Source organism: Nocardioides sp., assembly GCF_030150155.1.
Lineage (GTDB): Bacteria > Actinomycetota > Actinomycetes > Propionibacteriales > Nocardioidaceae > Nocardioides.
The window spans coordinates 129329-150162 of sequence record NZ_JASLGR010000061.1 but is presented as its reverse complement, the minus strand read 5'-3'; the positions used below and the strand labels follow the sequence as shown (position 1 = coordinate 150162).

Here is a 20834-nt window from a genome sequence, read left to right as displayed (position 1 = left end):
CTGGGCCCGGTCGCAGGTATGACGGCAAAGAACGCCAAATTTTCGGTATCCGGTGCCACAGAGCGTCGACATCGTCCGAAATAGGGGGTGCGGGCACGCTGCGGTCTAGACCGCACCGTGCCCGCACCCGTGGTGCCGCAGGGTCAGCGGCCGCGTCTCACCACGACCGTGGTGGAGGTCGCCGAGGCCGCGGTCAGGGCGTCACCGGCGTAGCCGGCGGTGACCTTGGTCCTGCCCTTGCCCAGGCCGGTGACGGTGACGCTCGCGGCGCCGCCACGCAGCGTCACGGTCCGCGTCTTGCGACCGACCTTCACCGTGACCACACCCGTCGGGCTGAGGCCCGCCGCGGTGACCTGGACCCGGACGGTGACCTTGCCGGCCTTGGCCTTCACGACCGAGAGCCGGACGGCCGAGGACACCTTGGTCACGTTCACCGTGAGGGTGGTGCTCGATCCCGAGACCGTCCCCGTGCCGGCGTACGTCGCCACCAGTCGGTGTGCGCCGGGCCGCAGGCTCCGCGCCGCCAGCCCGATCCGTGCCACGCCGCCGCTGATCGGCGCCGAGCCAAGGGTCCGGCCCGCCTCGGTCAGGGTGACGGTGCCGCTGGTCGCCCCGGTGACGCTCACCGCGACCGTGGTCGCAGCGCCGTAGCGGACCGTCGTGCTGGTGGCACGCAGGGCCGAGGTGGCCTCCTTCACCACGACCGCGAGCGCGTTCTGCGACGCCTCGTGGGTGGTGTCGCCGGAGTAGACCGCCCGGACGGCGTACGTGCCCGGCGGCGGCAGCTGGCCCGCCTGGCACGAGGCCTTCCCGGCTGAGATCTGCGCGGTGCACCAGATCTCCTCCCCGGTGATGAAGGTGACGGTGCCGGTCGCGCTCGCGGCCGTCACCTGGGCGCTCAGGGTCAGCGAGCCGCCGAAGGTCACCGACGCGTTGCCGGCCGTGATCGTGGTGGCGGCCTTGCTCGGCGTGGTGGGAGCCGTCACGCTCACGCTGCGCGTGGCGATCGCCTGGTTCCCGTTCGCGTCACTGACCAGGTAGGTCAGGGCGTAGGTGCCGGCCTTGGTGGTGTCGACACTGCCCAGCACCTGGAGCGAGGAGGTCACGTCACCGTCGACGTTGTCCTTCGCGCTCACCTCGGCCAGCGGGTCGAATGTCGCCCCCACACTCAGCGTGGTCGTGGCCGGGACGGTGATCACCGGGGCGGTGACGTCGGTGCCGCCGGCCGAGGCGACGAAGACGCCACCGAACTGGTCGACGGTGCCGAGCTTCTCCCCTGCCGCGTTCCGGCTGGTCGCCGTCCAGGCGTAGACCTGGCCCTCGGTCAGACCCGACCACGTCGCTGTGGCGGGCCACCCCGAGCGCGCCGTCGACTCGCCGATCACCGTGTCGCCCGGCGTGACGAGGGTGAGCCCGTCGGTGCCGAAGCTGGTGGTGCGGCTGGAGAGGTCGACCGGCAGGACCATGTTGTCCTCGGCGCCGTTGTAGCGCTTCGCGGTGTCGTACTCGGTCGCGCCGAAGTTCTTCAGCAGCGGCGAGTAGGTGTCGACGTGCATCTCGGAGCGCTTCACGTCGAACTGCAGCAGGCGCAGGAAGCTCGCGCCGAACTGCAGCTGGTCGGTCGACTTGTGGTCGGTGGTGCCGTCCCCGTCCAGGTCGATGTTGCCGTTCTTGTCGGCCTTGCCGGGGAAGAGCTCCCCGGCCGAGACCGTGTAGAACTGGTAGTCGGCCAGCAGCTCGACGACGTTGTGCGCGACGGTCACGCCGACACCGGTCTTGAGGTTGGTGCCGACCCCGTGCTCGTGGCCGGCCAGGACCAGGAAGACGTTCGGGTTGGCGGTGACCACCTGGTTGTAGAGCCGCGAGCCGTCGGCGGAGAAGCTCGCGCCGCGTCCGTCGGGGTTCGACGAGGGTGCCAGGTAGGCGTGGGTGAGCAGGATGCCGTTGCGGTCGTGGTACCGGGCGAAGATGGAGCTCGCCCAGGCGGCCTCCTCGGCGGTGACGCCGTACGACAGACCGACGGCGACGAAGTCGAGCCCGCCGGCGGAGAACAGCACGTAGTTGTTCTGGCTGTCCTTGCCCGCCACCGTGGTGGAGCCGTCGGCCGCTGTGGTCTCGTCCCAGGTGTGGAACGAGGCCTTCTGGTCGGCCGGCCACAGCTTCGAGGAGGCGTAGTAGCGCGCCGCGCTGAAGGTGCTGCTGAACCGGCTGGTCGGACCGGTCTCGGCGCCGAGCTGGTTGTCGTGGTTGCCGGCGATGACCTGGTTGACCAGGCCGGCGTCGTCGAGCACCTTGTGCGCGCCCGAGGTGAAGGCCAGCTCCTTGTCGACCTCCTCGTTCAGGCCGGGGTAGAGCAGGTTGCCGTTGCCGTCCTTCTTGAGCGGGTCGTAGTAGTCGTTCTCGATCACGTCGCCGGTGTGCGCGGTGTACTTGATCTTGCGCGCGGCGGCGTTGTCGCGGATCCACTCGGTGGAGGCGGTGTAGGCCTTCTGCCAGACCGCCTGCTCCTCGATCTTCATCACGTCCTTGGACTCGGCCACGCCGTTCCAGTTGTCGTACGTGCCGCCCGCAGCGCCCTCGGCGAGGTACTGGGTGTCGGTGAAGTGGACCATCGAGAAGTCGTAGTCCTCGGGCTTCTCGAAGGAGTCCTTGGTGTTCTGCGCCGAGGAGTCGTGCGGCGAGAGGTCGTCGGCGAACGGGTCGTCACCGGTGACCAGGACGTGCACCACACCCTTGTCCAGCATCGTCGGACGCACCGCGCCCGACAGCGTGGTGTCGCCCTCGGCGGTGCCGCGGGCGGTGCCCAGCACCGACCACGCGCCGGTCGCGACGTTCCAGGCCCGCAGGCTCACCGAGCGCTCCGGGTCGACCACGCCGCTCCACACGATCTCCTGACCGTCGACACTGCTGGGCAGGGTCATGTCGAAGCGCTGGAACGGGATCTGGCCGGTCGACGGGCTGTCGAGCGTCTTCCCGTCGGGCACCGCGGAGCCGCTGATCGTGGCGCCGTGGGTGTAGGTGAAGTCGAGGGTCGAGGGCAGCACCGGTACGACGCCGCTGAAGCCGCCACTGGCAGCCGTGGCGTTGGCCCGCTTGAACGTCGTGGTGACGTCGGAGCCGTCGTTCGACTCGGCGATCGCCGAGAGCGTGACCTTGCCCTTGCCCTGACCGGTCTGGGTGCCGGTCCCGGTCGGGATCGTCGTGGAGGTGAAGGTCACCGTCCAGCTGATCGCCTTGCCGAACACGTCGGTGGCGCTGATCGCGATGGTGTGGGTGCCGGCGCTCAGGCCGGCCCCGATCCGCTGGCCGGGCGTGATGGTGGCGCCGTCCAGGGTGTAGCGCCACCTCGTCGCCGAGCCGACGTGGGTGATGGTGGCGTCGAACTCGACCGGCGAGCTGACCAGGGCGCCGCGCTTGGGGGTGGTGGAGACCAGCTCCACGCCCGCGTCGCGGTGGTCGCCCAGAGCGGCCACGTTGAGGCCGATCGCGTCGGCGGCACCGAGCGCGCGACCGAAGACCCGCATCGTCGCCACGGTCGCGGCCCCGAAGAACTGGCCGACCGCGTTGGTGTTGGTGTCGGCACCGAGCATCAGCGCCGTCTTCGCGTCGCCGCTGGGCAGCCCGAGGGTGCCGCTGGCGGCGACCGATCCGGCCAGGACGCCGTCGACGTACAGCTTGATCGTCGTGCCGTCCCAGGTGGCCAGGGTGGTGTACCACTGGCCGGTGTTGATCGGCACCGAGACGCTCTTGTACGAGCCGCCGACGTAGGCCATGAAGGTCAGCCCCGAGGAGTTCACCACGGTGGCGAAGCCGCCGGACTCCTTGTCGGAGCAGATCGCGTTCTCGGTGGCCGCGGGCTGGGTGCCGTTGAACCGGAAGGTGCACTCCAGGGAGAAGCCGCCGGCGAGCTTGGACCACTCGTTGCCGAAGGCGTACGCGTAGGCGTCGTCGGAGCCGTCGAAGGTGCCGACCTTCTTGTCCAGCGCCTCCTCGGTGCCGATCTGCGGGTCACCGAGGCGGGTGACGGTCAGGTTCTGCGCGTGGTCCACCGAGGTGCCGTCGGCGAAGTCGACGTCGACGATGTCGGCCTTCGGCGCGGGCGGGGTGGTGTTCCACTGGCCGGCCAGGAGCTTGGCCTCGGCCGCGTTCACCGCACGGCTGAAGACGCCGGCGGCCGCGTACGACGACGGCGGCGCCCACTGGGCCACGATCCCGTTCGGGCTCGCGTCGCCACCGATCACGAAGTGCCGGGCGGTCGCGTTGGGCGGCACCGTCAGGGCGCCGGTCGCCGCCGTGCTGGAGGCCAGGACGCCGTTGAGGTAGAGGCTCAACGTCGACCCGTCCCAGACGGACAGGGCGTGGTACCAGCGCTCGCCGTCGATCGGGGTGGTGACGGTCTTGTAGCCGCCGCCGATGTAGGCCATCGTGCCGAGGGTGGCGCCGTTGACGTAGATCGACAGGCCACCGGCCTCCTTGTCCGAGCAGAGGTCCTTCTCCCCGGTGACCGGCAGCGCCTGGTCGACCCGGAAGACGCACTCCACGGTGAAGGCCGAGCCGAGCTTGGACCACTGGCCCGCGAAGTCGGCGAACGAGACCGCGTCGTCGACCCCGTCGACCGCCATCACACCGGCCTGGAGGTCGGCGTTGGTGCGGTACGTCGGCGTGCCCCAGGTGGTGGCGGCCATCGAGGCGGCCGTCTCGCGGGGAGCACCGGTGCTGAAGTCGACGTCGAGGACGTCGGGCGTCGGCGCCTTCGGGGTCAGACCGACGGCCGTGGCCAGCGCCGCCACCGACGAGGCCGCCAGCGGTGCGCTGTAGATCCGCGCCAGCGCGATCGAGACCGGGGCGTGGAACTCGGCCGTCCCCGTCGTCGAGCTGTCGGCACCGAGCGCGAAGTAGCCGCCCGGCGGGGGCGTCACGGTGCCCGAGACCGGGGTGGTCGCGGCGAGGACGCCGTTGACGTAGAGGCGGACGGCGGTGCCGTCGTACGTCGCCACGGTGTGGTACCAGGTGTTCGTGGCGAGCGGCGCCGAGGCGTACTGGTAGGCACCCCCGACGTACATCTGGGCCTGGATGTTCCCGCCGCTGACCCGGATCGTGTAGCCACCGGCCTGCTTGCCGGAGCAGACGTCCTTCTCCGCCGTGGTGGGCAGGGTGCCCTCGAAGCGGAAGACGCACTCGATCGAGACCGACTGGGTGATGTTCGGGCTGGTCTCGGCCTTCCAGGCGTCGGCAAGCGGGAAGACGACCGCGTCCTTGGTGCCGTCGAACGTGGCCACGCTCCGCTTGAGGGAGGCGTCGTTGGCGGCGGTCGGGGCGCCGTAGACGACCCCGGCGCGGCCGGCGGCCTTGTCCTTGAACGGGCTGGCGCCGTCGGTGCCGTCGACATCGAGGATGTCGGCGACCGGCAGGGCGGCCGGGGCGGCGGCGGGCAGGGCCGCCATCACCGTGCTGGCAGGGGCGATCGGGGTCGGGGTGGCGGCGGACGCGGGCACGTCCATCAGTGCTGTGACCGCCACCGCGACGCCCACCGCGGCGGTGGCTGCGCGCTGCAGCCAGCCGGTGAGGCTTCGTCGTGATCTCACGACATCTCCTTCGTGTGTAGGGGTGCAACCGGGAGAGCCAGCGGGACCTGAGCGCCCACTGACGATCGTGGGGCGACGAAAAAGCCGCGAGGGGAGGTCGTCTCGACCGGCGTGATGCCAGGAGTGACCTCACCCTCGCGGCTGGGGCGTGATGCCGTCGTCGCGGGGAGGATGGCGCGTCGTCCGCGCCGGCGGAACCAGAGCAGCCCGGCCGCGGTGGCGGTGAGCTGGATGCTGGTGCCGGGGGTGTGGGTGGTGTGGGTGGGTGCCTCGGTGGGTGCGGTGCTGAGGAGCGGAGCGGGCGAGTGCTGCGGGTGGTCGGTGGTGCTGGTGGTGGGGTCGGCCGTGGTACTCAGGGCGCGCGGGGTGCTCGTCGCCGTCTGGAGCGTCGGCCCGGCCTCGATGTCGCCTTCGCCCTCGCTCGCCTCCGGGTCGTCAGCCTCGGTCGACTCCCAGGCGTCGGTCGTGGTCCAGAGCCGTTCGGTCGGGTCCGGTGGCGTCGTACCGCCGCCGAGAGCAGCCACCGCCACCAACGCCAGCAGCGTGGCGGCGAGCGCCAGGGCACGGCTGCGCACGGGTGAGGGCATGACGGGACCAGGTCCTTCGTGGGGAGGGTTCACAGCCGCCGCTCAGGCGACCCGGATGCGATCCTCGGGGACCGGCTGTGAATCTCGCGCCCGGTCCAGGCGGCGCTCTGCGACCGATCAGGTGAACAGTCGGTGGCTTCGCTCAGGTACGACGAGACCCCCGCCGGCGGGGCCGACGGGGGTCTGACGGGTGGTGCGAGGGGGCGTGCTCAGTAGCTCTTGGGCAGGCCCAGGGAGTGCATCGCGACGAAGTTCAGGATCATCTCCTTGGAGACCGGGGCGATCCGCATCACCCGGGCTCCGGCGACCAGGGCACCCATGCCGTACTCCTGGGTGAGGCCGTTGCCGCCGAAGGTGTGCACCGAGGTGTCCACGGCAAAGACCGAGGCCTCTGCGGCGGCGTACTTCGCCATGTTGGCCGCCTCGCCTGCCGCGAGGTCCTCTCCGGCGTCGACCAGGGCCGCCGCCTTCTGCGTCATCAGCCGGGCCAGCTCGACCTGGATGTGGGCCTGGGCCAGCGGGTGGGCGATGCCCTGGTGGGTGCCGATCGGCGCCTTGAAGACGGTGCGCTCCTTGGCGTACGCGGTCGCCTTGGCCAGGGCGAACCGGGCCATCCCGGTGGCGTAGGCGCTCGCCATGATCCGCTCGGGGTTGAGGCCGGCGAAGAGTTGGAAGAGGCCACCGTCCTCGTCGCCGATCAGGGCGTCGGCGGGCAGTCGGACGTCGTCGATGAAGACCTGGAACTGGGTCTCGGGGGAGACGAAGTCCATCGGGATCGGGGTGAAGGAGAAGCCCGGTGCGTCGGTCGGCACGATGAAGAGGCAGGGCTTGAGCTTGCCGGTCTTGGCGTCCTCGGTACGCGCCACCACGAGCACGTTGGCCGACTCGTCCAGGCCCGAGATGAAGACCTTCTGGCCCTTGAGCACCCACTCGTCGCCGTCGCGGCGCGCGGTGGTGGTGATGTTGTGGGTGTTGGTGCCGGCCTCGGGCTCGGTGATCGCGAACGCCATCGTGGCGGTGCCGTCGGCGATCCCGGGCAGCCAGCGCTGCTTCTGCTCCTCGGTGCCGAACTTGCCGATCACGGTGCCGCAGATGGCGGGGGAGACCACCATCAGGAGCATCGGGCACCCGGCCGCGCCGAGCTCCTCGAGCACAGCGGCCACGTCGCCGATGCCGCCGCCTCCGCCGCCGTACTCCTCGGGGAGGTTCACCCCGAGGTAGCCGCATCTGCCCAGCTCGGCCCACAGCTCGGTGGTCTTCTCACCCGCGCGGGCCTTGGTCAGGAAGTACTCCTGGCCGTACTTGGCAGCCAGCTTGGCGACCGATTTGCGCAGCTCGAGGCGCTCCTCGGGCTCGGTGAAGGTGCTCGTGCTCATGACTGCTCCTGCTGTGCGGCGTTCTCGGTCTGGTCGGTGGTGTCGGTGGTGTCGGACTCGGGCGGGTGGACCACGGCGAGGACGGTCCCGCCGGTGACCTGGTCGCCGAGCTGCACGCCGAGCTCGCTGAGCAGGCCGGCGTGGGGGGCCGCGATGGTGTGCTGCATCTTCATCGCCTCCAGGACGAGCAGGGTCTGGCCCTCCTCGACGTGATCGCCCACGGCGGCGTGCACCGCGACCACCGCGCCGGGCATCGGGGCGAGCAGGCTGCCCGCTTCGATCCGGTCGGCCGGGTCCGTGAAGCGCGGGCTCCGGGTGAGGGCGACGTGTCCGTGCAGCCCGTCGACGTCGACGCTTTCGTGGCCGGGCAGGCCGCGCACGGTGGTGGCGTACGGGGTGCGCAGGCCCTGGCCGTCGAGCACCACCCGCTCGGCGGTGGCGCTCACCACGGTGAATCCGTCGGCGGTGAACCCGGTCCGGGTGCCGAGGAACTCGGCGTGGGTCCCGTCGGTGAAGTCGATCCGCTGCGGCTGGCTGACCACGTTGCGCCAGCTGGTCGGCATCGCCGTGGAGACGGTGCGGCGGCTGTCGGCGGCTGCGGTGATCGCCAGTGCGGCCGCCAGCCGGACCGCGGCGTCGACCTCGGCACCTGCCGCAGGCAGCGTCGGGCCGCCGTCGGCGAGGAACGCGGTCGAGACCTCCTCGGCGAGGAAGGCCGGCGACTCCAGGATCGCGACGAGCTGGTCCCGGTTCGTCCGCAGACCGTGGATCCGCGCGTGGCGCAGGACGGCGGCGAGGGCCTGAGCCGCCTCGGTGCGGGTGGCGGCGGTGCTGATCACCTTGGCCACCATCGCGTCGTAGAAGGTCGAGACCTCGTTGCCGCTCTCGAAGCCGGACTCGACCCGGATGCCCGGACCCTCGGGGATCTCGAAGGCGGTGAGGCGCCCGGTCTGCGGGGCGTAGTCGGCGGCCGGGTCCTCGGCGTAGAGCCGGACCTCGATCGAGTGTGCATCCGTGGCGAACCCGGAACTCGACGGTGGCGAACCCGGAAGTCGGCCGTGGTGAACCCGGAAGTCGGGGTTGGCGGCGACCTGGAGCTGCAGCTCGACCAGGTCCAGGCCGCTGGTCTCCTCCGTCACCGGGTGCTCGACCTGGAGGCGGGTGTTCATCTCCAGGAACCAGAACCGCTCCTTGGCCGGGTCGTAGAGGAACTCCACCGTCCCCGCCCCGCGGTAGTCGATCGCCTCGACCGCGAGCCGGGCGGCATCGTGCAGGGCGGTCCGGACGTGGTCGGGCAACGCCGGGGCGGGCGCCTCCTCGACCACCTTCTGGTGACGGCGCTGGATCGAGCAGTCCCGGTCGCCGATCACGGTCGTGGACATCACCTGGACCTCGACGTGACGGCCCTGCTCGACGTACGGCTCGACGAAGACGGTGCCGTCGCCGAACGCGCTGGTCGCCTCGGCGGCCGCCCGGGCGATCTCGCCGTCCAGGTCGGCGAGGGAGCGCACGATCCGCATCCCGCGGCCACCGCCACCCGCGCTGGCCTTGACCAGCAGCGGGAGGTCGGCCTCCGTGGGATCGGCCGGAGCCTCGAGCACCGGTACGCCGGCGGCGCGCATGATCTCCTTGGAGCCGACCTTCGATCCCATCGAGGTGATGGACTCCGGGGCCGGGCCGATCCAGGTCAGGCCGGCGGCCTCGACGGCGGCGGCGAACTCGGCGTTCTCGGAGAGGAAGCCGTAGCCGGGGTGGATCGCGTCGGCCCCGGCACGCCGGGCTGCGGCGATGATCAGGTCGCCGCGCAGATACGTCTCGGCAGGGGTGTTGCCCGGCAGGTGCACCGACAGGTCGGCGTGGGCGACGTACGGCAGCTGCTCGTCGGCGTCGGAGAAGACCGCGACGGTGGAGATCCCCAGCCGGCGGCAGGTACGGAAGACCCGTGAGGCGATCTCGGCGCGGTTGGCGACGAGCACGCGGGTGATGACGCGGGAGGTGGTCGTCATGGGTTCACTCACATCCGGAAGACGCCGAAGTTGAGGTTGCCCTCGATCGGCTGGTTCTCGATGACGGACAGGCACAGGCCGAGGATGTTGCGGGTGTCGCGCGGGTCGATGATCCCGTCGTCGTAGACCATCCCGGACAGGAAGTAGGGCAGCGACTGGGCCTCGATCATCTCCTCGACGAACGCCTTGGTGGCAGCACCGGCTTCCTCGTCGTAGGGGACGCCCTTGGCCGCGGCGGCACCGCGGGAGACGATCTCCATCACGCCGGCCAGCTGCTGGGGGCCCATCACCGCACACTTGGCGTTGGGCCAGGTGAAGAGGAAGCGCGGGTCGTACGCGCGGCCGTTCATGCCGTAGTTGCCGGCGCCGTACGACGCCCCGATCAGGATCGAGATGGACGGCACGCTCGAGTTCGAGACGGCGTTGACCATCATCGCGCCGTGCTTGATGATCCCGCCCTGCTCGTACTCACGCCCGACCATGTAGCCGGTGGTGTTGTGCAGGAAGAGCAGGGGCGTGTCGGTGGCGTTGGCGAGCTGGATGAACTGCGTCGCCTTCTGCGCCTCCTTGGAGAAGAGGATCCCCTGTGCGTTGGCCAGGATCCCGATCGGGCGACCGTGGATCCGCGCCCAGCCGGTGACCAGGGAGGGGCCGTAGAGCGGCTTGAACTCGTCGAACGCGACGGCGTTGGTCTCGCTCGGACCGTCGACCAGGCGCAGGATCACCTCACGCGGGTCGAACGGCTCCTTGAGGTCGGTCGGGATCAGGTCGAGCAGACCCTCGGGGTCGTGCAGCGGCTCGGCGTACTCCCCGGTGAACCGTCGACCCTTCTTGGTGAGGTTGAGCCGGGCCACGATCCGGCGGCCGATCCGGATCGCGTCGTGCTCGTCGGCGGCCAGGTAGTCGGCCAGCCCGGAGGTGGTGGCGTGCATCGAGGCACCGCCCAGCTCCTCGTCGTCGCTCTCCTCACCGGTGGCCATCTTCACCAGCGGCGGACCGCCGAGGAAGACCTTCGCGCCGCCGTCGACCATCACGATGTGGTCGCTCATCCCGGGGATGTAGGCGCCCCCGGCGGTCGAGTTGCCGAAGACCAGGGCGACGGTGGGCTGCTTGCGGGCACTGGCCCGGGTGATGTCGCGGAAGCCGCGCCCGGCCGGCAGGAAGATGTCCTTCTGGTGCGGCAGGTCGGCGCCGCCGGACTCGACCAGGGTGACCGTGGGGAGCAGGTTCTCCTCGGCGATCTGCATCGCGCGGCCGGTCTTCTTCATCGAGATCGGGTTGATCGTGCCGCCCTTCACGGTCGGCTCGTGCGCCACGATCATGCACTCCACGCCGGAGACGACGCCGATGCCGGTGACCGTCGAGCCGCCGACGGTGAACTCGGTGCCCCAGCCCGCCAGCGTCATCAGCTCCAGGAACGGGCTGCCGTCGTCAAGCAGCAGCTCGATCCGCTCCCGGGCGGTCAGCTTGCCCCGGGCGTGGTGGCGATCGACGTACTTCGCACCGGCGTTGACCGCCTTGGCGTGCTCGGCGTCGAGGTCGGCCAGCTTGGCCAGCATCGCGTCGCGGTTGGTGGTCGTGGGGGCGCTCATGCGGTGTACCCCAAGAGCTTGGCTGCCAGGTCGGTCATCACTTCGGTGGCTCCTCCTCCGATGGGCAAGATGCGGGTGTCGCGGTAGTGCCGTTCGACTTCGGTTCCGTGCATGTAGCCGGTGCCGCCGTGCAGCTGCACCGCCTCGTTGCAGACCCACTGGCTCGCCTCGACGGCCGTCTGCTTGGCCAGTGCCGCGGCGGCGATGTGCTCCGGGGTCGCGGTCGAGTCCGCGTCGACGTAGGCCTGGGCGACCGAGCGGGTGTAGGCCCGCGCGACCTCGACCTGGCGGTGCATCTCGACCAGCTTGTGGCGCACCACCTGGCGGCTGATCAGCGGAGCCCCGAAGGTCTCCCGCAGTCGGCAGTGCTCCAGGGTCAGCGCCAGCGACCGGGCCGCGATCGCGTAGGCCTGCACCGCGATCGCGATCCGCTCGGAGACGAACCCCTCGGCGATGTAGAAGAACGCGGCGTTCTCCTCCCCGATCAGCTGCGAGGCCGGCACCCGGACGTCGACGAAGCTCAGCTCGGCGGTGTCGGAGCAGTGCCAGCCCATCTTGCGCAGCGTGCGGGTGACGGTGAAGCCGGGCGTCTGCTTGTCGACCACGATCAGGGAGATCCCGCCGGCACCGGGGCCGCCGGTGCGCACCGCCAGCGTGACGAAGTCGGCGCGGACCCCGGAGGTGATGAACGTCTTGGAGCCGTTGATCACGAACGAGTCGCCGTCGCGCACCGCGGTGGTGCGCAGGTGGGCCACGTCGGAGCCGCCGTCGGGCTCGGTGACACCCAGGCTGCCGATCATCTCCCCGGCCAGGGTCGGCTTGGCGTAGCGGTCGATCAGGTCGGCGCTGCCGTGCCGGGCCAGGTGGGGCAGGGCGATCCCGTGGGTGAAGAGCCCGGCCAGCAGGCCGCTGCTGGCACCGGTGGAGACCATCCCCTCGGTGAGGTCGACGGAGTCCATCAGGGTGCCGCCCTCGCCCCCGGCGGACTCGGGGAAGCTCAGCCCCATCAGACCCTGGCGGGCCGCGGCCGCGTGCAGCGAGCGCGGGATCTCCCCGGCGTCCTCCCAGTCCTGGAGGTGGTCGGCGATCTCGCGGCGGGCGAACTCCGCGCCGAGCTCGCGGATCTGCGCGCCGCGCTCGGCGTCGTAGCCGCTCATCGGCGCTTCTCGCCCAGGACGGCGTCCGGGATCTCCACGGTGCGGCTACGGATCCACTCGCCCAGGGCCTTGGCCTGCGGGTCGAAGCGGACCCCCTCGGCGACCCCGGCGCCGAGGATGTCGTGGATCACCACGTTGACGCCGCGCAGGTTCGGCAGCGGCACCACGTCGATCTCCAGCCCGGCGGTCTCGGGCAGGAGACGGCGTACCCAGGCGGGGGTGACGGTGGCGAGCAGCCACGCCACCCCGGCCTCGGGGCGCCCGGCGGGGATCCACAGCCCGATGTTGGCGTTGCCGCCCTTGTCCCCCGAACGGGCGTAGACGGCGCGGCCGAGCTCCATCCGTCGCGCCGACGGCGCTGCGTCCGGGGCGCCGGCGGTGTCGTCGGTGTCCTCGGCGAGCAGCGAGAACGGCTCGGCCGGCGGCGCGAGGTCCGGGGTGGTGGTCGCCGACGCGGTGCTGAAGGCCGTCGGATGGTCGATGCTCACCACCGTGCCATCGGGCAGGTGCACCGTCTCGGTGGCGTGCTCCCTGTCGACGTACGCCGGCCGGTAGACGCCATAGGCGCTGGGCCGTCCCGGCGGCGCGGTCACGTGGAATCCGGCGAAGCTCGCCAGCACCAGCTCGATCGCCGGCCCGGTGAACGCCTTGCCGACCTCGTCGGCGTCGCTCGACCACGCGGTCAGGCGGAGCAGGACGGCGGCGCCCTCCTCGGTCGCCGAGTCCGGGGCGGGGACGCGGAACGGGGACCAGGAGTGTCGCAGCCCGGCGGGCAGGACCGCCTCGACCTGGGCCCGGAGCAGCTCGGCCTTCGGCTCGATGTCGAGGCCGGTGAGGACGAACTCGACGCTGTTGCGCCAGCCGCCGATCTCGTTGACGGCGACCTTGAGGTCACGCGGCGGCAGGTCGCCGCGCACCCCGCTGATCTCGACCCGGTCGTGGCCGACCTCGGCGACCCGCAGCGAGGTCAGGTCGGTGCTGACATCGGGGTTGAGGTAGGTCGCGCCCTGGATCTCGTAGAAGAGCTGGGCCGAGACGGTGTCCTCGGTGACCAGTCCGCCGGTGCCGGGGTGCTTGGTGATCACGCACGAGCCGTCGGCGGCGATCTCGGCGATCGGGAAGCCGAACGGCTTCTCCGGGTCGGTCAGGCGGTCGGCGCGGATCGCGTCGAAGAGTCCGGCGAAGTTGCCGCCGCAGGCCTGGGTGCCGCACTCGATCACGTGACCGGCGATCACCGCCCCGGCCAGCTCGTCGAGGTGGTCGCGGGTCCAGCCGTGGTGCCAGATCGCCGGCCCCATCACGATCGAGGCGTCGGTGACGCGGCCGGTGACGACCACGTCGGCTCCGGCCCGCAGTGCCTCGGCGACACCGAAGGCACCGAGGTAGGCGTTGGCGGTCAGCGCGCCGGGGAAGAGCCCGGACTCGCGCAGGTCGTCGCCGTCGACGTAGGCGACCCGGCACTCCACGCCGCTCTCCTGAGCCAGGGCGGTGATCGCGGCGGCGAGGCCGGCGGGGTTGAGGCCACCGGCGTTGGAGACGATCTTGACGCCCTTCTCCATCGCCAGGGTGAGGCACTCGCGCAGCTGGGTGAGGAAGGTCTTGGCGTAGCCCAGGCTCGGGTCCTTGAGGGTGTCCTTGCCCAGGATCAGCATGGTCAGCTCGGCCAGCCAGTCACCCGTGATGACATCGACGGGCCCGCCGTCGAGCTGCTCGCGCATCGCCGAGAGCCGGTCGCCGTAGAAGCCGGAGACGTTGGCGATCTTCAGGGGTGCGGTGGTGCTCATCGGCTCGCCTCTCGTCCGCCGCCCGCCGGGCCGGCGAAGGCCTGGGCGATCTGCAGCCACTGCTCGGCGTCGGCGCCGTGGGCGACCAGGTCGGTGTCGTCGCGGTGGATCCGCTGGGTCACCAGCTGGGCGAAGTACCAGGCCGATCCGGTGACGGTCTGGGGGGCGTCGTCGGGGCCGAACGTGACGACCTCCTCGGTGGGCAGCACCAGGGTCACCTGGATCTCCTCGGTCGGGGCGTCGAGCTCGTGGGCGGCGAAGGAGTAGCCGCGGGTGCGGACACCCAGGTGGGCTACGTGGCGGACGGCGTCGGTGCGGGGTGGGGCGATGCCGAGGGCGTCGTACACGTCGAGGCCGTGGGCCCAGGTCTCCATCAGCCGGGCGGTGGCCATCGAGGCGGGCGACATCGGCGGCCCGAACCAGGGCAGCTTGGCGTCGGTCCCGCGCAGGGCGGTGGCCAGGGCGGCGCGGCTGGCGTCCCAGCGCTGCAGCAGGTCGGCGGGGGCGACGGCGCCGCCGCTCAGGGCCGCGGCGTCGATCACGCCCTCGGGGTCGGCGATCGCGGCGAGCACGAGCTCGTCCCATCCGGCCTGGTCACCGGCGGCGGCGCGGGCCGCGAGAACGGCGGCCTCGTCGGTCCAGGCCAGGTGCGCGATCTGGGTGGCGATGTCCCAGCCCTCGGCCGGGGTCGGCGTACGCCACTGCTCCTCGGTGAGGTCGGCGACCGCGGCCCGGAGGTGGTCGCCCACCTCGGCCAGGTCGGCGAGCAGGGCCTCGAGCACGGTCATCGGTTCTCCTTCGGGGTGGTGCGAAGCAGCTCGCGGTCGAGCACCTCGGCCCAGTGGTCGAGGATCCGGTCACGCCGGGGGGTGTCGTCGCTGATGGTGGAGGCCAGACCGAGGCCGCGGACGAGGTCGAGGGTCGCCTGGACCAGCTCACGGTTGCCGGGGATCGACTCGTCCACCGCGAGCAGTCGTACGGCGGCCCGGTGCGCGTCACGGCCGACCTGCTGCTCCAGGGGGCCGACCTGGGCGAGCAGGTCGGGGTCGGTCCGGGCGCCGACCCAGAGCTCGAGGGCGGCCATGAAGAGCGGGGAGGTGAAGTGGTCGGCGAAGACCTGGAGGACGGCACGGGTGCGTGCCGATCCGGCCGGGAGGGAGTCGGTGTCGACGCGCAGCTCGCCGACCCGGGCGGCCATCACGTGCTCGACGGCGGCGACGACGAGGTCGTTCTTGGTGGGGAAGTGGTGCAGCTGCGCACCGCGGGAGACCCCGGCGCGCTCGGAGACCAGGGTGGAGGTGGTGCCGGCGAAGCCGCGCTCGGCGAGGAGATCGATGGTGGCCTCCAGGAGCCGGGCGCGCATCAACCGCGTCCGCTCCTCCTGGGGCACCCGTGCAGTGGCCTGACTCACACCAGGAGTCTCCGTCGGACTCAACAAACAGTCAAGCCTGTTTGTAAGTTTCGTCGGAAATGAGAGCCGGCACCCGACCCCTCCGCTCAGGAGGATCGGGTGCCGGCGGTGTCAGACGACTGTCGCGGGGGACTGTCGGGGGACTGTCAGCCCTTCGTGCGGACGACCACGCTGCTCACGCACTTGTCGGCGATGGTCTGGCGCTTGGTGTCCCACAGCGGCCACAGGTAGCCGAGGTAGCAGATCATCCCGTCGATGATGTGCGCGAGCTGGCGGACGAACGACATGCCCGCGCCGACCGGACGTCCGGTGCTCTCGTTGAGCAGCACCAGGCCCATCGCGCTCTTGCCGATGCTGGCGCCGGTGCGGCCCTGGCGGAAGACGATGTTCCAGAACGCGAAGACGATCGCGAAGATCGAGCCCAGCACGATCACCACGATGCCGACCACGGCGAGGGCGTTGAGCGACCAGTGGTCGATCACCTCGGTGCCGTCGTAGTCGGTGTGCGAGGTGATGTCCGAGCCGGCGATGAGGAGCACGATCCCGATCCCGGCCGGGATGAACGAGGCGAGCCCGACCAGCTGGTCGACGATGTAGGCGCCGACACGCTGGATCCAGCTGGCGTAGTTGTAGGTCGGCACATACATGGGCTGGACACCCGGAGACTGGTAGCTCATGGCCGCAACCCTGCCCTATCGACACCCCACTCGCGCAGGCGACATTCAGGAAACGTTCAGGAAACCTAGGTCGCGAAGCGTCTCCTGCGCGATCCGGAACGCGGTGTTGGCGTCCGGGACCCCGCAGTAGATCGCCGACTGCAGCACGACCTCCTTGATGTCGTCGGGGGTCAGGCCGTTGGTGATCGCCGCCCGGACGTGCATCGCCAGCTCGTCGTGGTGGCCGCGCGCGATCAGTGCGGTCAGCACCGCGATCGAGCGCTCACGCCGACTCAGCCCCGGCCGGGTCCAGATCGTCCCCCACGCGTAGCGGGTGATCATCTCCTGGAACTCGGCGGTGAACTCCGTGATGTTCGCCGTCGCCCGGTCGACGTGGGCGTCGCCGAGGACCGCCCGACGCACCGTCATTCCGGCGGCGTACGTCGCGGCGGTGGTCTCGGCGGTCCCGGCGATCGAGGCGGCGATCTGCTCGGCGATCCTGCGCAGTACGCCGGCCACCCGACCCGGCGCCTCGGCCGGAGCCAGGTGTGCGACGTCGTCGAGGACCTCCAGACGGCCATCACGCACGCCGTCGGCGATCTGCGCCCCGCTGGCGACCGGGGTCGGCACGTCGTCCGAGCCGCTCACCGCGACCACCGGCTGGGTGACCTCGGCCAGGCGCGCGCGGACGTCGAAGGCCGCCAGCGCCTCGCAGACCTGGGCGTACCCCTCGGCGTCGGCGTGCTGGAGGTCGGTCAGCAGCGCGGTGCCGAGCACCGGCTCGCGCTCCAGGAAGCCCGGGGCGAACCAGCGCTGGGCCGATCCGGCCACCATCGACGGCGTCCCCGAGGCCCGGACCCCGGCGGCCCGCTCGACCCAGCCCTCGGCCTCGCCGATCTTCGCGCCGGTGCAGACCAGGGCACCGGCAGCGGTCTCGTCGGGGGCGTCGAGCAGGAGCTGGAGCGCTACTGCGCCGCCCACCGAGTCACCCGCGACGACGTAACGCTCCGCCGCAGCGGCGGGCCGCTGCGTGGCCCGCGCCTCGCGCACACCCGCCACGAAACGGCGTACGCCGGCGGCCAGGTCGGCCATCGTGAACGGATCGCCCACCGCAGCACCGGCATGGCCTGGCAGGTTCCAGCCCACGACGTGGAAGACGTTACCGAGGCGCTCGGCCACGGGGCCCCACAGGGTCGCGACGCCGGTGCCCAGCGAGGGGCCGACGACAAGCAGCGGGAGGTCGGCGGAGCCGGCGAGCTCGACGCCGGAGAGGTGCGGGACTGTCACTGTGACTCTTTCTGGGTGGCGGCGCGTCGCAGGACGCGTGAGATCAGGTCGTCGGCCAGGCCCCGGTAGCCCGGGTCGGCGGCCGGTCCGGCGGAGGCCTCGGTGCCGGCGAACCGGGTGATCGAGGCCTGCTCGGCGTGCAGGTCGGCGTCGTGGGCGGCGACGGTGGCGGCCATCCGGTCGGCGTTCACCTCCAGGCCGCCGAGCAGCTCGGTGGCCTGGCTGGCTGCGGTCGCGGTCCGGCGCCCGAGGTCGCGCAGGGTCGCCCACTCGGCGTGCCAGCCGCCGTCGGGGCGCTCGTCGTCGGCCAGCGCGGCGGCCAGGTGCAGGGTCGAGCCCAGAGCCGGGGCGGTGATCGCGGCCCGACGGATCAGGACCGACAGCACCGGGTTGCGCTTGTGCGGCATCGTCGAGGAGCCGCCGCGGCCCTCCCCGGCGGGCTCGGCCAGCTCGGCGATCTCGGTCCGGCTCAGGGTCACCACGTCGGCCGCGATCCGACCCCACGCGTCGGTGCAGACGACCAGGGCGTCACCGATCGCGGTGATCGGACGCCGGGTGGTGTGCCACGGCGTCCGTGCGCTCAGGTGCAGGGCGTCGGCGGTGGCGACGACCAGGTCCCAGGCGGCGGCGTCGTCGGGCACCAGGGCGCGGGCCGCAGCCAGGGTGCCGGCCGCGCCGCCGAGCTGGGCGGGCCAGGTCAGGGCGTCGAGGACGTCGCGGGCGTCGAGCAGGCAACTCAGCCAGACCGCCGCCTTGGTGCCGAAGGTGATCGGCACCGCGTGCTGGGCCAGGGTGCGCCCCGCCATCACGGTGTCGCGGTGGGCCTCGGCCAGGGCGGCCAGCGCGGTGACCTGGGCGTCGAGCTCGACGCGGACCTGGGTGACGGCGTCACGCAGGCACAGGATCAGGGCCGTGTCGACGACGTCCTGGCTGGTCAGGCCGCGGTGCACCCAGGCGTTGCCGCTGCGCTCGCGCAGCAGGGAGACCAGGGCCATCACCGGGTTGCCGATCCCCTCGGCCTCGACGGCCAGGGCCTCGAGGTCGGCACTGCCGACCAGGCCGGTGAGGTCGCTCGGCGGGGTCAGGCCGTGGGCGGCCAGGGAGACGAGCCAGCCCTGCTCGACCGCGATCATCGCGTCGAGCAGGGCTGCGTCGGACAGGAGCGCGCCGGCGCGCTCCTCACCGGGCCAGAACAGGTCAGCCATGCTGCAGGAAGACCGTCTCTGCCTCGCCCTGCAGGTGGAGGTCGAAGACGAACCCCTGAGCGTCGGGGGTGGCGATCAGGCTCGCCCGCTCCGCTGCGGTGAGCGAGGCCAGGAACGGGTCGGCGTCGGTGGCCGGGCCGGGCAGGTAGGCCCGGGTGAAGAGCCGGTTGAGCAGGCCGCGGGCGAAGAGCGTGACCGCCCAGAACGCCGGCTTGCCCTCCTCGGTCGGGCCCGGGGTCAGGGTGGAGAAGCTGTAGCTCCCGTCGCGGCCCGTCGAGGCGCGGCCGAAGCCGGTGAAGGTCCAGCCGTCGCGGCGGATCGAGCCGTGTGCCTGGCTGATCGTGCCGTCGGGCCGGGCCTGCCAGATCTCGATCAGGGCGTCGGGGATGGGCGCGCCATGGCCGTCGTACACGGTGCCGGAGAGGCGGATGGCACCCGCGCTCCCGGGCAGGACGAGGTCACGGTCGCCCTCGTACGGCAGGCCGTAGTGGAAGAACGGGCCGACCGTCTGGCCGGGCGTGGGCAGCAGCCCGGTGGTGGTCTCGCTCATCTCAGTGGTCCTCTCCGGCGGCGTCGGTGGACTCGATCCAGGTCCGGCTCGCCCCAGTCAACACGATGTCCCAGCGGTAGCCGGTGGCCCATTCGTGGGTGGTGATGTCGTGGTCGTACGCCGCCACCAGCCGGTCCCGGGCGGCCGGGTCGGTGATCGACTGATAGATCGGGTCGAGGGCGAACAGCGGGTCGCCCGGGAAGTACATCTGGGTGACCAGGCGCTGGGTGAACGCGTGCCCGAAGAGGGAGAAGTGGATGTGCGCGGGGCGCCACGCGTTGTGGTGGTTGCGCCACGGGTACGGCCCCGGCTTGATCGTCTGGAACCGGTAGTTGCCCTCGTCGTCGGTCAGGCAGCGGCCGGCACCGGTGAAGTTCGGGTCGAGCGGTGCGGGGTGCTGGTCGCGCTTGTGCACGTAGCGTCCACCGGCGTTGGCCTGCCAGATCTCGACGAGCTGGTTGCGCACCGGGCGGCCCTCGCCGTCGGTGATCTTGCCGGTGACGATGATCCGCTCGCCGATCGGCTCACCCGCGTGACCGATGGTGAGGTCGGCCTCCAGCGGGTCGACGTCGCGGTGGCCGAAGGCGGGGGCCCACAGCTCGATCGTCTCGGGGTCGGCGTGGCGCAGGTCCTTGGTGGGGTGGCGCAGGACGCTGGAGCGGTACGGCGGGTAGTCCAGCAGCGGCTGGGGGACGGTGTCGAAGCCGGCCGCCTCAGCGTCGGCTTCGATGGCGGCGATCTCCGTGCTCACCGTCGCCTGGGAGTCGAGGGTCATGGTGGTGACTCTCCTCGGCTGGGGTGGGGTGTTCCATCAGGCTTCCACCGGGTGGAAGAATTGCGGTCGTGTCGGGGAACACGGGGACGCCAGGGGCGACGGTGACGGGGCGGGTGCTGGCCGTGCTGGGCGCCTTCGACGAGCACCACCGCTCGCTCTCGCTGACCTCGATCGCCCGCCGCGCAGGGCTGCCGCTGTCGACGGCGCACCGGATGGTCGCCGAGCTGGTCTCGCTGGGCGCGCTCGCGCCCGACCCGGGGGCCTCGGGCGGCCGGGACTACGTGATCGGACGCCGGATCTGGGACATCGGCCTGCTCGCCCCGGTGCAGACGCCGCTGCGGGAGGCGGCCTCGCCGTTCCTGCACGACCTCTACGCGGCCACGCTCGCCACCGTCCATCTGGCCGTCCGCGACGGTGACGAGGTGCTCTACGTCGAGCGGCTGCGTGGTCGGGCCTCGGTCGAGATCGTCTCCACCGTCGGCTCCTCGCTGCCGCTGTACTCCACCGGGGTCGGCAAGGTCCTGCTCGCCCACGCTCCGGCCGCCGTCGTCGACCGGGTGCTGGGCCGGCTGGAGCCGGTCACGGCCCACACCATCACCGACCCTGCGGTCCTGCGCGCCGAGCTCGCCCGGGTCCGCCGCGACGACGTCGCCACCACCAACCAGGAGATGAGTCTCGGCGGAGCCTCGATCGCCGTCCCCGTACGCCGCCACGGCGAGGTCGTCGCCGCGATCGGCGTCGTCGTCCCGACGTTGCAACGCGACCGGGGGCGGATGGTGACGGCCCTCCAGGTGGCGGCTCGGGGAATCGGTCGCCAGCTCTAGCGAAATCCGGGTTCACCACGCGCGAGATCCGGGTTCACC

Annotated in this window: 15 protein-coding genes and 1 pseudogene; 1 reads left to right on the top strand and 15 read right to left on the bottom strand. The window is 71.6% G+C overall.

The genetic code is table 11. The features are described 5' to 3' along the window. Window positions 1-143 precede the first annotated feature (143 nt). The 15 genes and pseudogenes from Q1V88_RS19400 to pcaH form a co-directional block, all read right to left on the bottom strand. Window positions 144-5585, bottom strand: a complete 5442-nt coding sequence (locus Q1V88_RS19400) for a LamG-like jellyroll fold domain-containing protein (protein ID WP_300683635.1) — start codon at window positions 5583-5585, stop codon at window positions 144-146. Then, window positions 5582-6172: a hypothetical protein gene (locus tag Q1V88_RS19395; protein ID WP_300683634.1), complete on the bottom strand. Its 591-nt coding sequence runs from the start codon at window positions 6170-6172 to the stop codon at window positions 5582-5584. The genes Q1V88_RS19400 and Q1V88_RS19395 overlap by 4 nt, the downstream gene beginning before the upstream one ends. A gap of 209 nt (window positions 6173-6381) precedes the next feature. Then, window positions 6382-7548 (bottom strand): acyl-CoA dehydrogenase family protein, encoded by a 1167-nt coding sequence (locus Q1V88_RS19390; protein WP_300683633.1) that lies wholly within the window; start codon window positions 7546-7548, stop codon window positions 6382-6384. Next, the gene (locus tag Q1V88_RS19385; protein WP_300683631.1) at window positions 7545-9554 is read right to left on the bottom strand and encodes a biotin carboxylase N-terminal domain-containing protein; all 2010 of its coding nucleotides are present in this window, start codon (window positions 9552-9554) and stop codon (window positions 7545-7547) included. Before Q1V88_RS19385 ends, Q1V88_RS19390 begins: the two co-directional genes overlap by 4 nt. Before the next feature lie 8 nt (window positions 9555-9562). Continuing rightward, on the bottom strand, window positions 9563-11146 hold the full coding sequence (locus Q1V88_RS19380; protein ID WP_300683629.1) for a carboxyl transferase domain-containing protein: 1584 nt from the start codon (window positions 11144-11146) through the stop codon (window positions 9563-9565). Beyond that, window positions 11143-12303 carry an acyl-CoA dehydrogenase family protein gene (locus Q1V88_RS19375; RefSeq protein ID WP_300683627.1) on the bottom strand — a complete coding sequence of 387 codons (1161 nt, stop codon included), beginning with the start codon at window positions 12301-12303 and terminating at the stop codon, window positions 11143-11145. Before Q1V88_RS19375 ends, Q1V88_RS19380 begins: the two co-directional genes overlap by 4 nt. Then, on the bottom strand, window positions 12300-14087 hold the full coding sequence (locus Q1V88_RS19370; RefSeq protein WP_300683625.1) for an acyclic terpene utilization AtuA family protein: 1788 nt from the start codon (window positions 14085-14087) through the stop codon (window positions 12300-12302). Before Q1V88_RS19370 ends, Q1V88_RS19375 begins: the two co-directional genes overlap by 4 nt. Further along, window positions 14084-14875: a TIGR03084 family metal-binding protein gene (locus Q1V88_RS19365; protein ID WP_300683622.1), complete on the bottom strand. Its 792-nt coding sequence runs from the start codon at window positions 14873-14875 to the stop codon at window positions 14084-14086. Before Q1V88_RS19365 ends, Q1V88_RS19370 begins: the two co-directional genes overlap by 4 nt. Next, window positions 14872-15498 carry a TetR/AcrR family transcriptional regulator gene (locus tag Q1V88_RS19360; RefSeq protein ID WP_300683620.1) on the bottom strand — a complete coding sequence of 209 codons (627 nt, stop codon included), beginning with the start codon at window positions 15496-15498 and terminating at the stop codon, window positions 14872-14874. Before Q1V88_RS19360 ends, Q1V88_RS19365 begins: the two co-directional genes overlap by 4 nt. A 146-nt stretch (window positions 15499-15644) precedes the next feature. Next, complete coding sequence (locus tag Q1V88_RS19355) at window positions 15645-16175, bottom strand: RDD family protein (protein WP_300683618.1); 531 nt, start codon at window positions 16173-16175, stop codon at window positions 15645-15647. Window positions 16176-16220: 45 nt separating this feature from the next. Next, the gene (gene pcaC, locus Q1V88_RS19625; protein ID WP_366914111.1) at window positions 16221-16628 is read right to left on the bottom strand and encodes a 4-carboxymuconolactone decarboxylase; all 408 of its coding nucleotides are present in this window, start codon (window positions 16626-16628) and stop codon (window positions 16221-16223) included. An 81-nt stretch (window positions 16629-16709) separates the two neighbouring features. After that, window positions 16710-17300: pseudogene (locus Q1V88_RS19620) on the bottom strand (3-oxoadipate enol-lactonase); the annotation flags it as partial. Window positions 17301-17437: 137 nt separating this feature from the next. After that, window positions 17438-18646 carry a lyase family protein gene (locus Q1V88_RS19345; protein WP_300683614.1) on the bottom strand — a complete coding sequence of 403 codons (1209 nt, stop codon included), beginning with the start codon at window positions 18644-18646 and terminating at the stop codon, window positions 17438-17440. Continuing rightward, entirely contained in the window at window positions 18639-19196 is a 558-nt protein-coding gene (gene pcaG / locus Q1V88_RS19340) for a protocatechuate 3,4-dioxygenase subunit alpha (RefSeq protein ID WP_300683612.1), read from the bottom strand. The genes Q1V88_RS19345 and pcaG overlap by 8 nt, the downstream gene beginning before the upstream one ends. Window position 19197: 1 nt before the next feature. Continuing rightward, window positions 19198-19971 carry a protocatechuate 3,4-dioxygenase subunit beta gene (pcaH, locus tag Q1V88_RS19335; protein WP_300683610.1) on the bottom strand — a complete coding sequence of 258 codons (774 nt, stop codon included), beginning with the start codon at window positions 19969-19971 and terminating at the stop codon, window positions 19198-19200. A gap of 68 nt (window positions 19972-20039) precedes the next feature. Here pcaH and Q1V88_RS19330 point away from each other — a divergent pair, with 68 nt between their 5' ends. Next, on the top strand, window positions 20040-20795 hold the full coding sequence (locus Q1V88_RS19330; RefSeq protein WP_300683608.1) for an IclR family transcriptional regulator: 756 nt from the start codon (window positions 20040-20042) through the stop codon (window positions 20793-20795). Window positions 20796-20834: the final 39 nt, after the last annotated feature.

Bases quoted from the DNA above. Each gene is read 5' to 3' on its own strand.
- Q1V88_RS19365 (WP_300683622.1), bottom strand. From the start codon at position 14,875: ATGACCGTGCTCGAGGCCCTGCTCGCCGACCTGGCCGAGGTGGGCGAC.
- Q1V88_RS19380 (WP_300683629.1), bottom strand. From the start codon at position 11,146: ATGAGCGCCCCCACGACCACCAACCGCGACGCGATGCTGGCCAAGCTG.
- Q1V88_RS19385 (WP_300683631.1), bottom strand. From the start codon at position 9,554: ATGACGACCACCTCCCGCGTCATCACCCGCGTGCTCGTCGCCAACCGC.
- Q1V88_RS19370 (WP_300683625.1), bottom strand. From the start codon at position 14,087: ATGAGCACCACCGCACCCCTGAAGATCGCCAACGTCTCCGGCTTCTAC.
- pcaH (WP_300683610.1), bottom strand. From the start codon at position 19,971: ATGACCCTCGACTCCCAGGCGACGGTGAGCACGGAGATCGCCGCCATC.
- Q1V88_RS19395 (WP_300683634.1), bottom strand. From the start codon at position 6,172: ATGCCCTCACCCGTGCGCAGCCGTGCCCTGGCGCTCGCCGCCACGCTG.
- Q1V88_RS19375 (WP_300683627.1), bottom strand. From the start codon at position 12,303: ATGAGCGGCTACGACGCCGAGCGCGGCGCGCAGATCCGCGAGCTCGGC.
- Q1V88_RS19390 (WP_300683633.1), bottom strand. From the start codon at position 7,548: ATGAGCACGAGCACCTTCACCGAGCCCGAGGAGCGCCTCGAGCTGCGC.
- pcaG (WP_300683612.1), bottom strand. From the start codon at position 19,196: ATGAGCGAGACCACCACCGGGCTGCTGCCCACGCCCGGCCAGACGGTC.
- Q1V88_RS19355 (WP_300683618.1), bottom strand. From the start codon at position 16,175: ATGAGCTACCAGTCTCCGGGTGTCCAGCCCATGTATGTGCCGACCTAC.
- Q1V88_RS19345 (WP_300683614.1), bottom strand. From the start codon at position 18,646: ATGGCTGACCTGTTCTGGCCCGGTGAGGAGCGCGCCGGCGCGCTCCTG.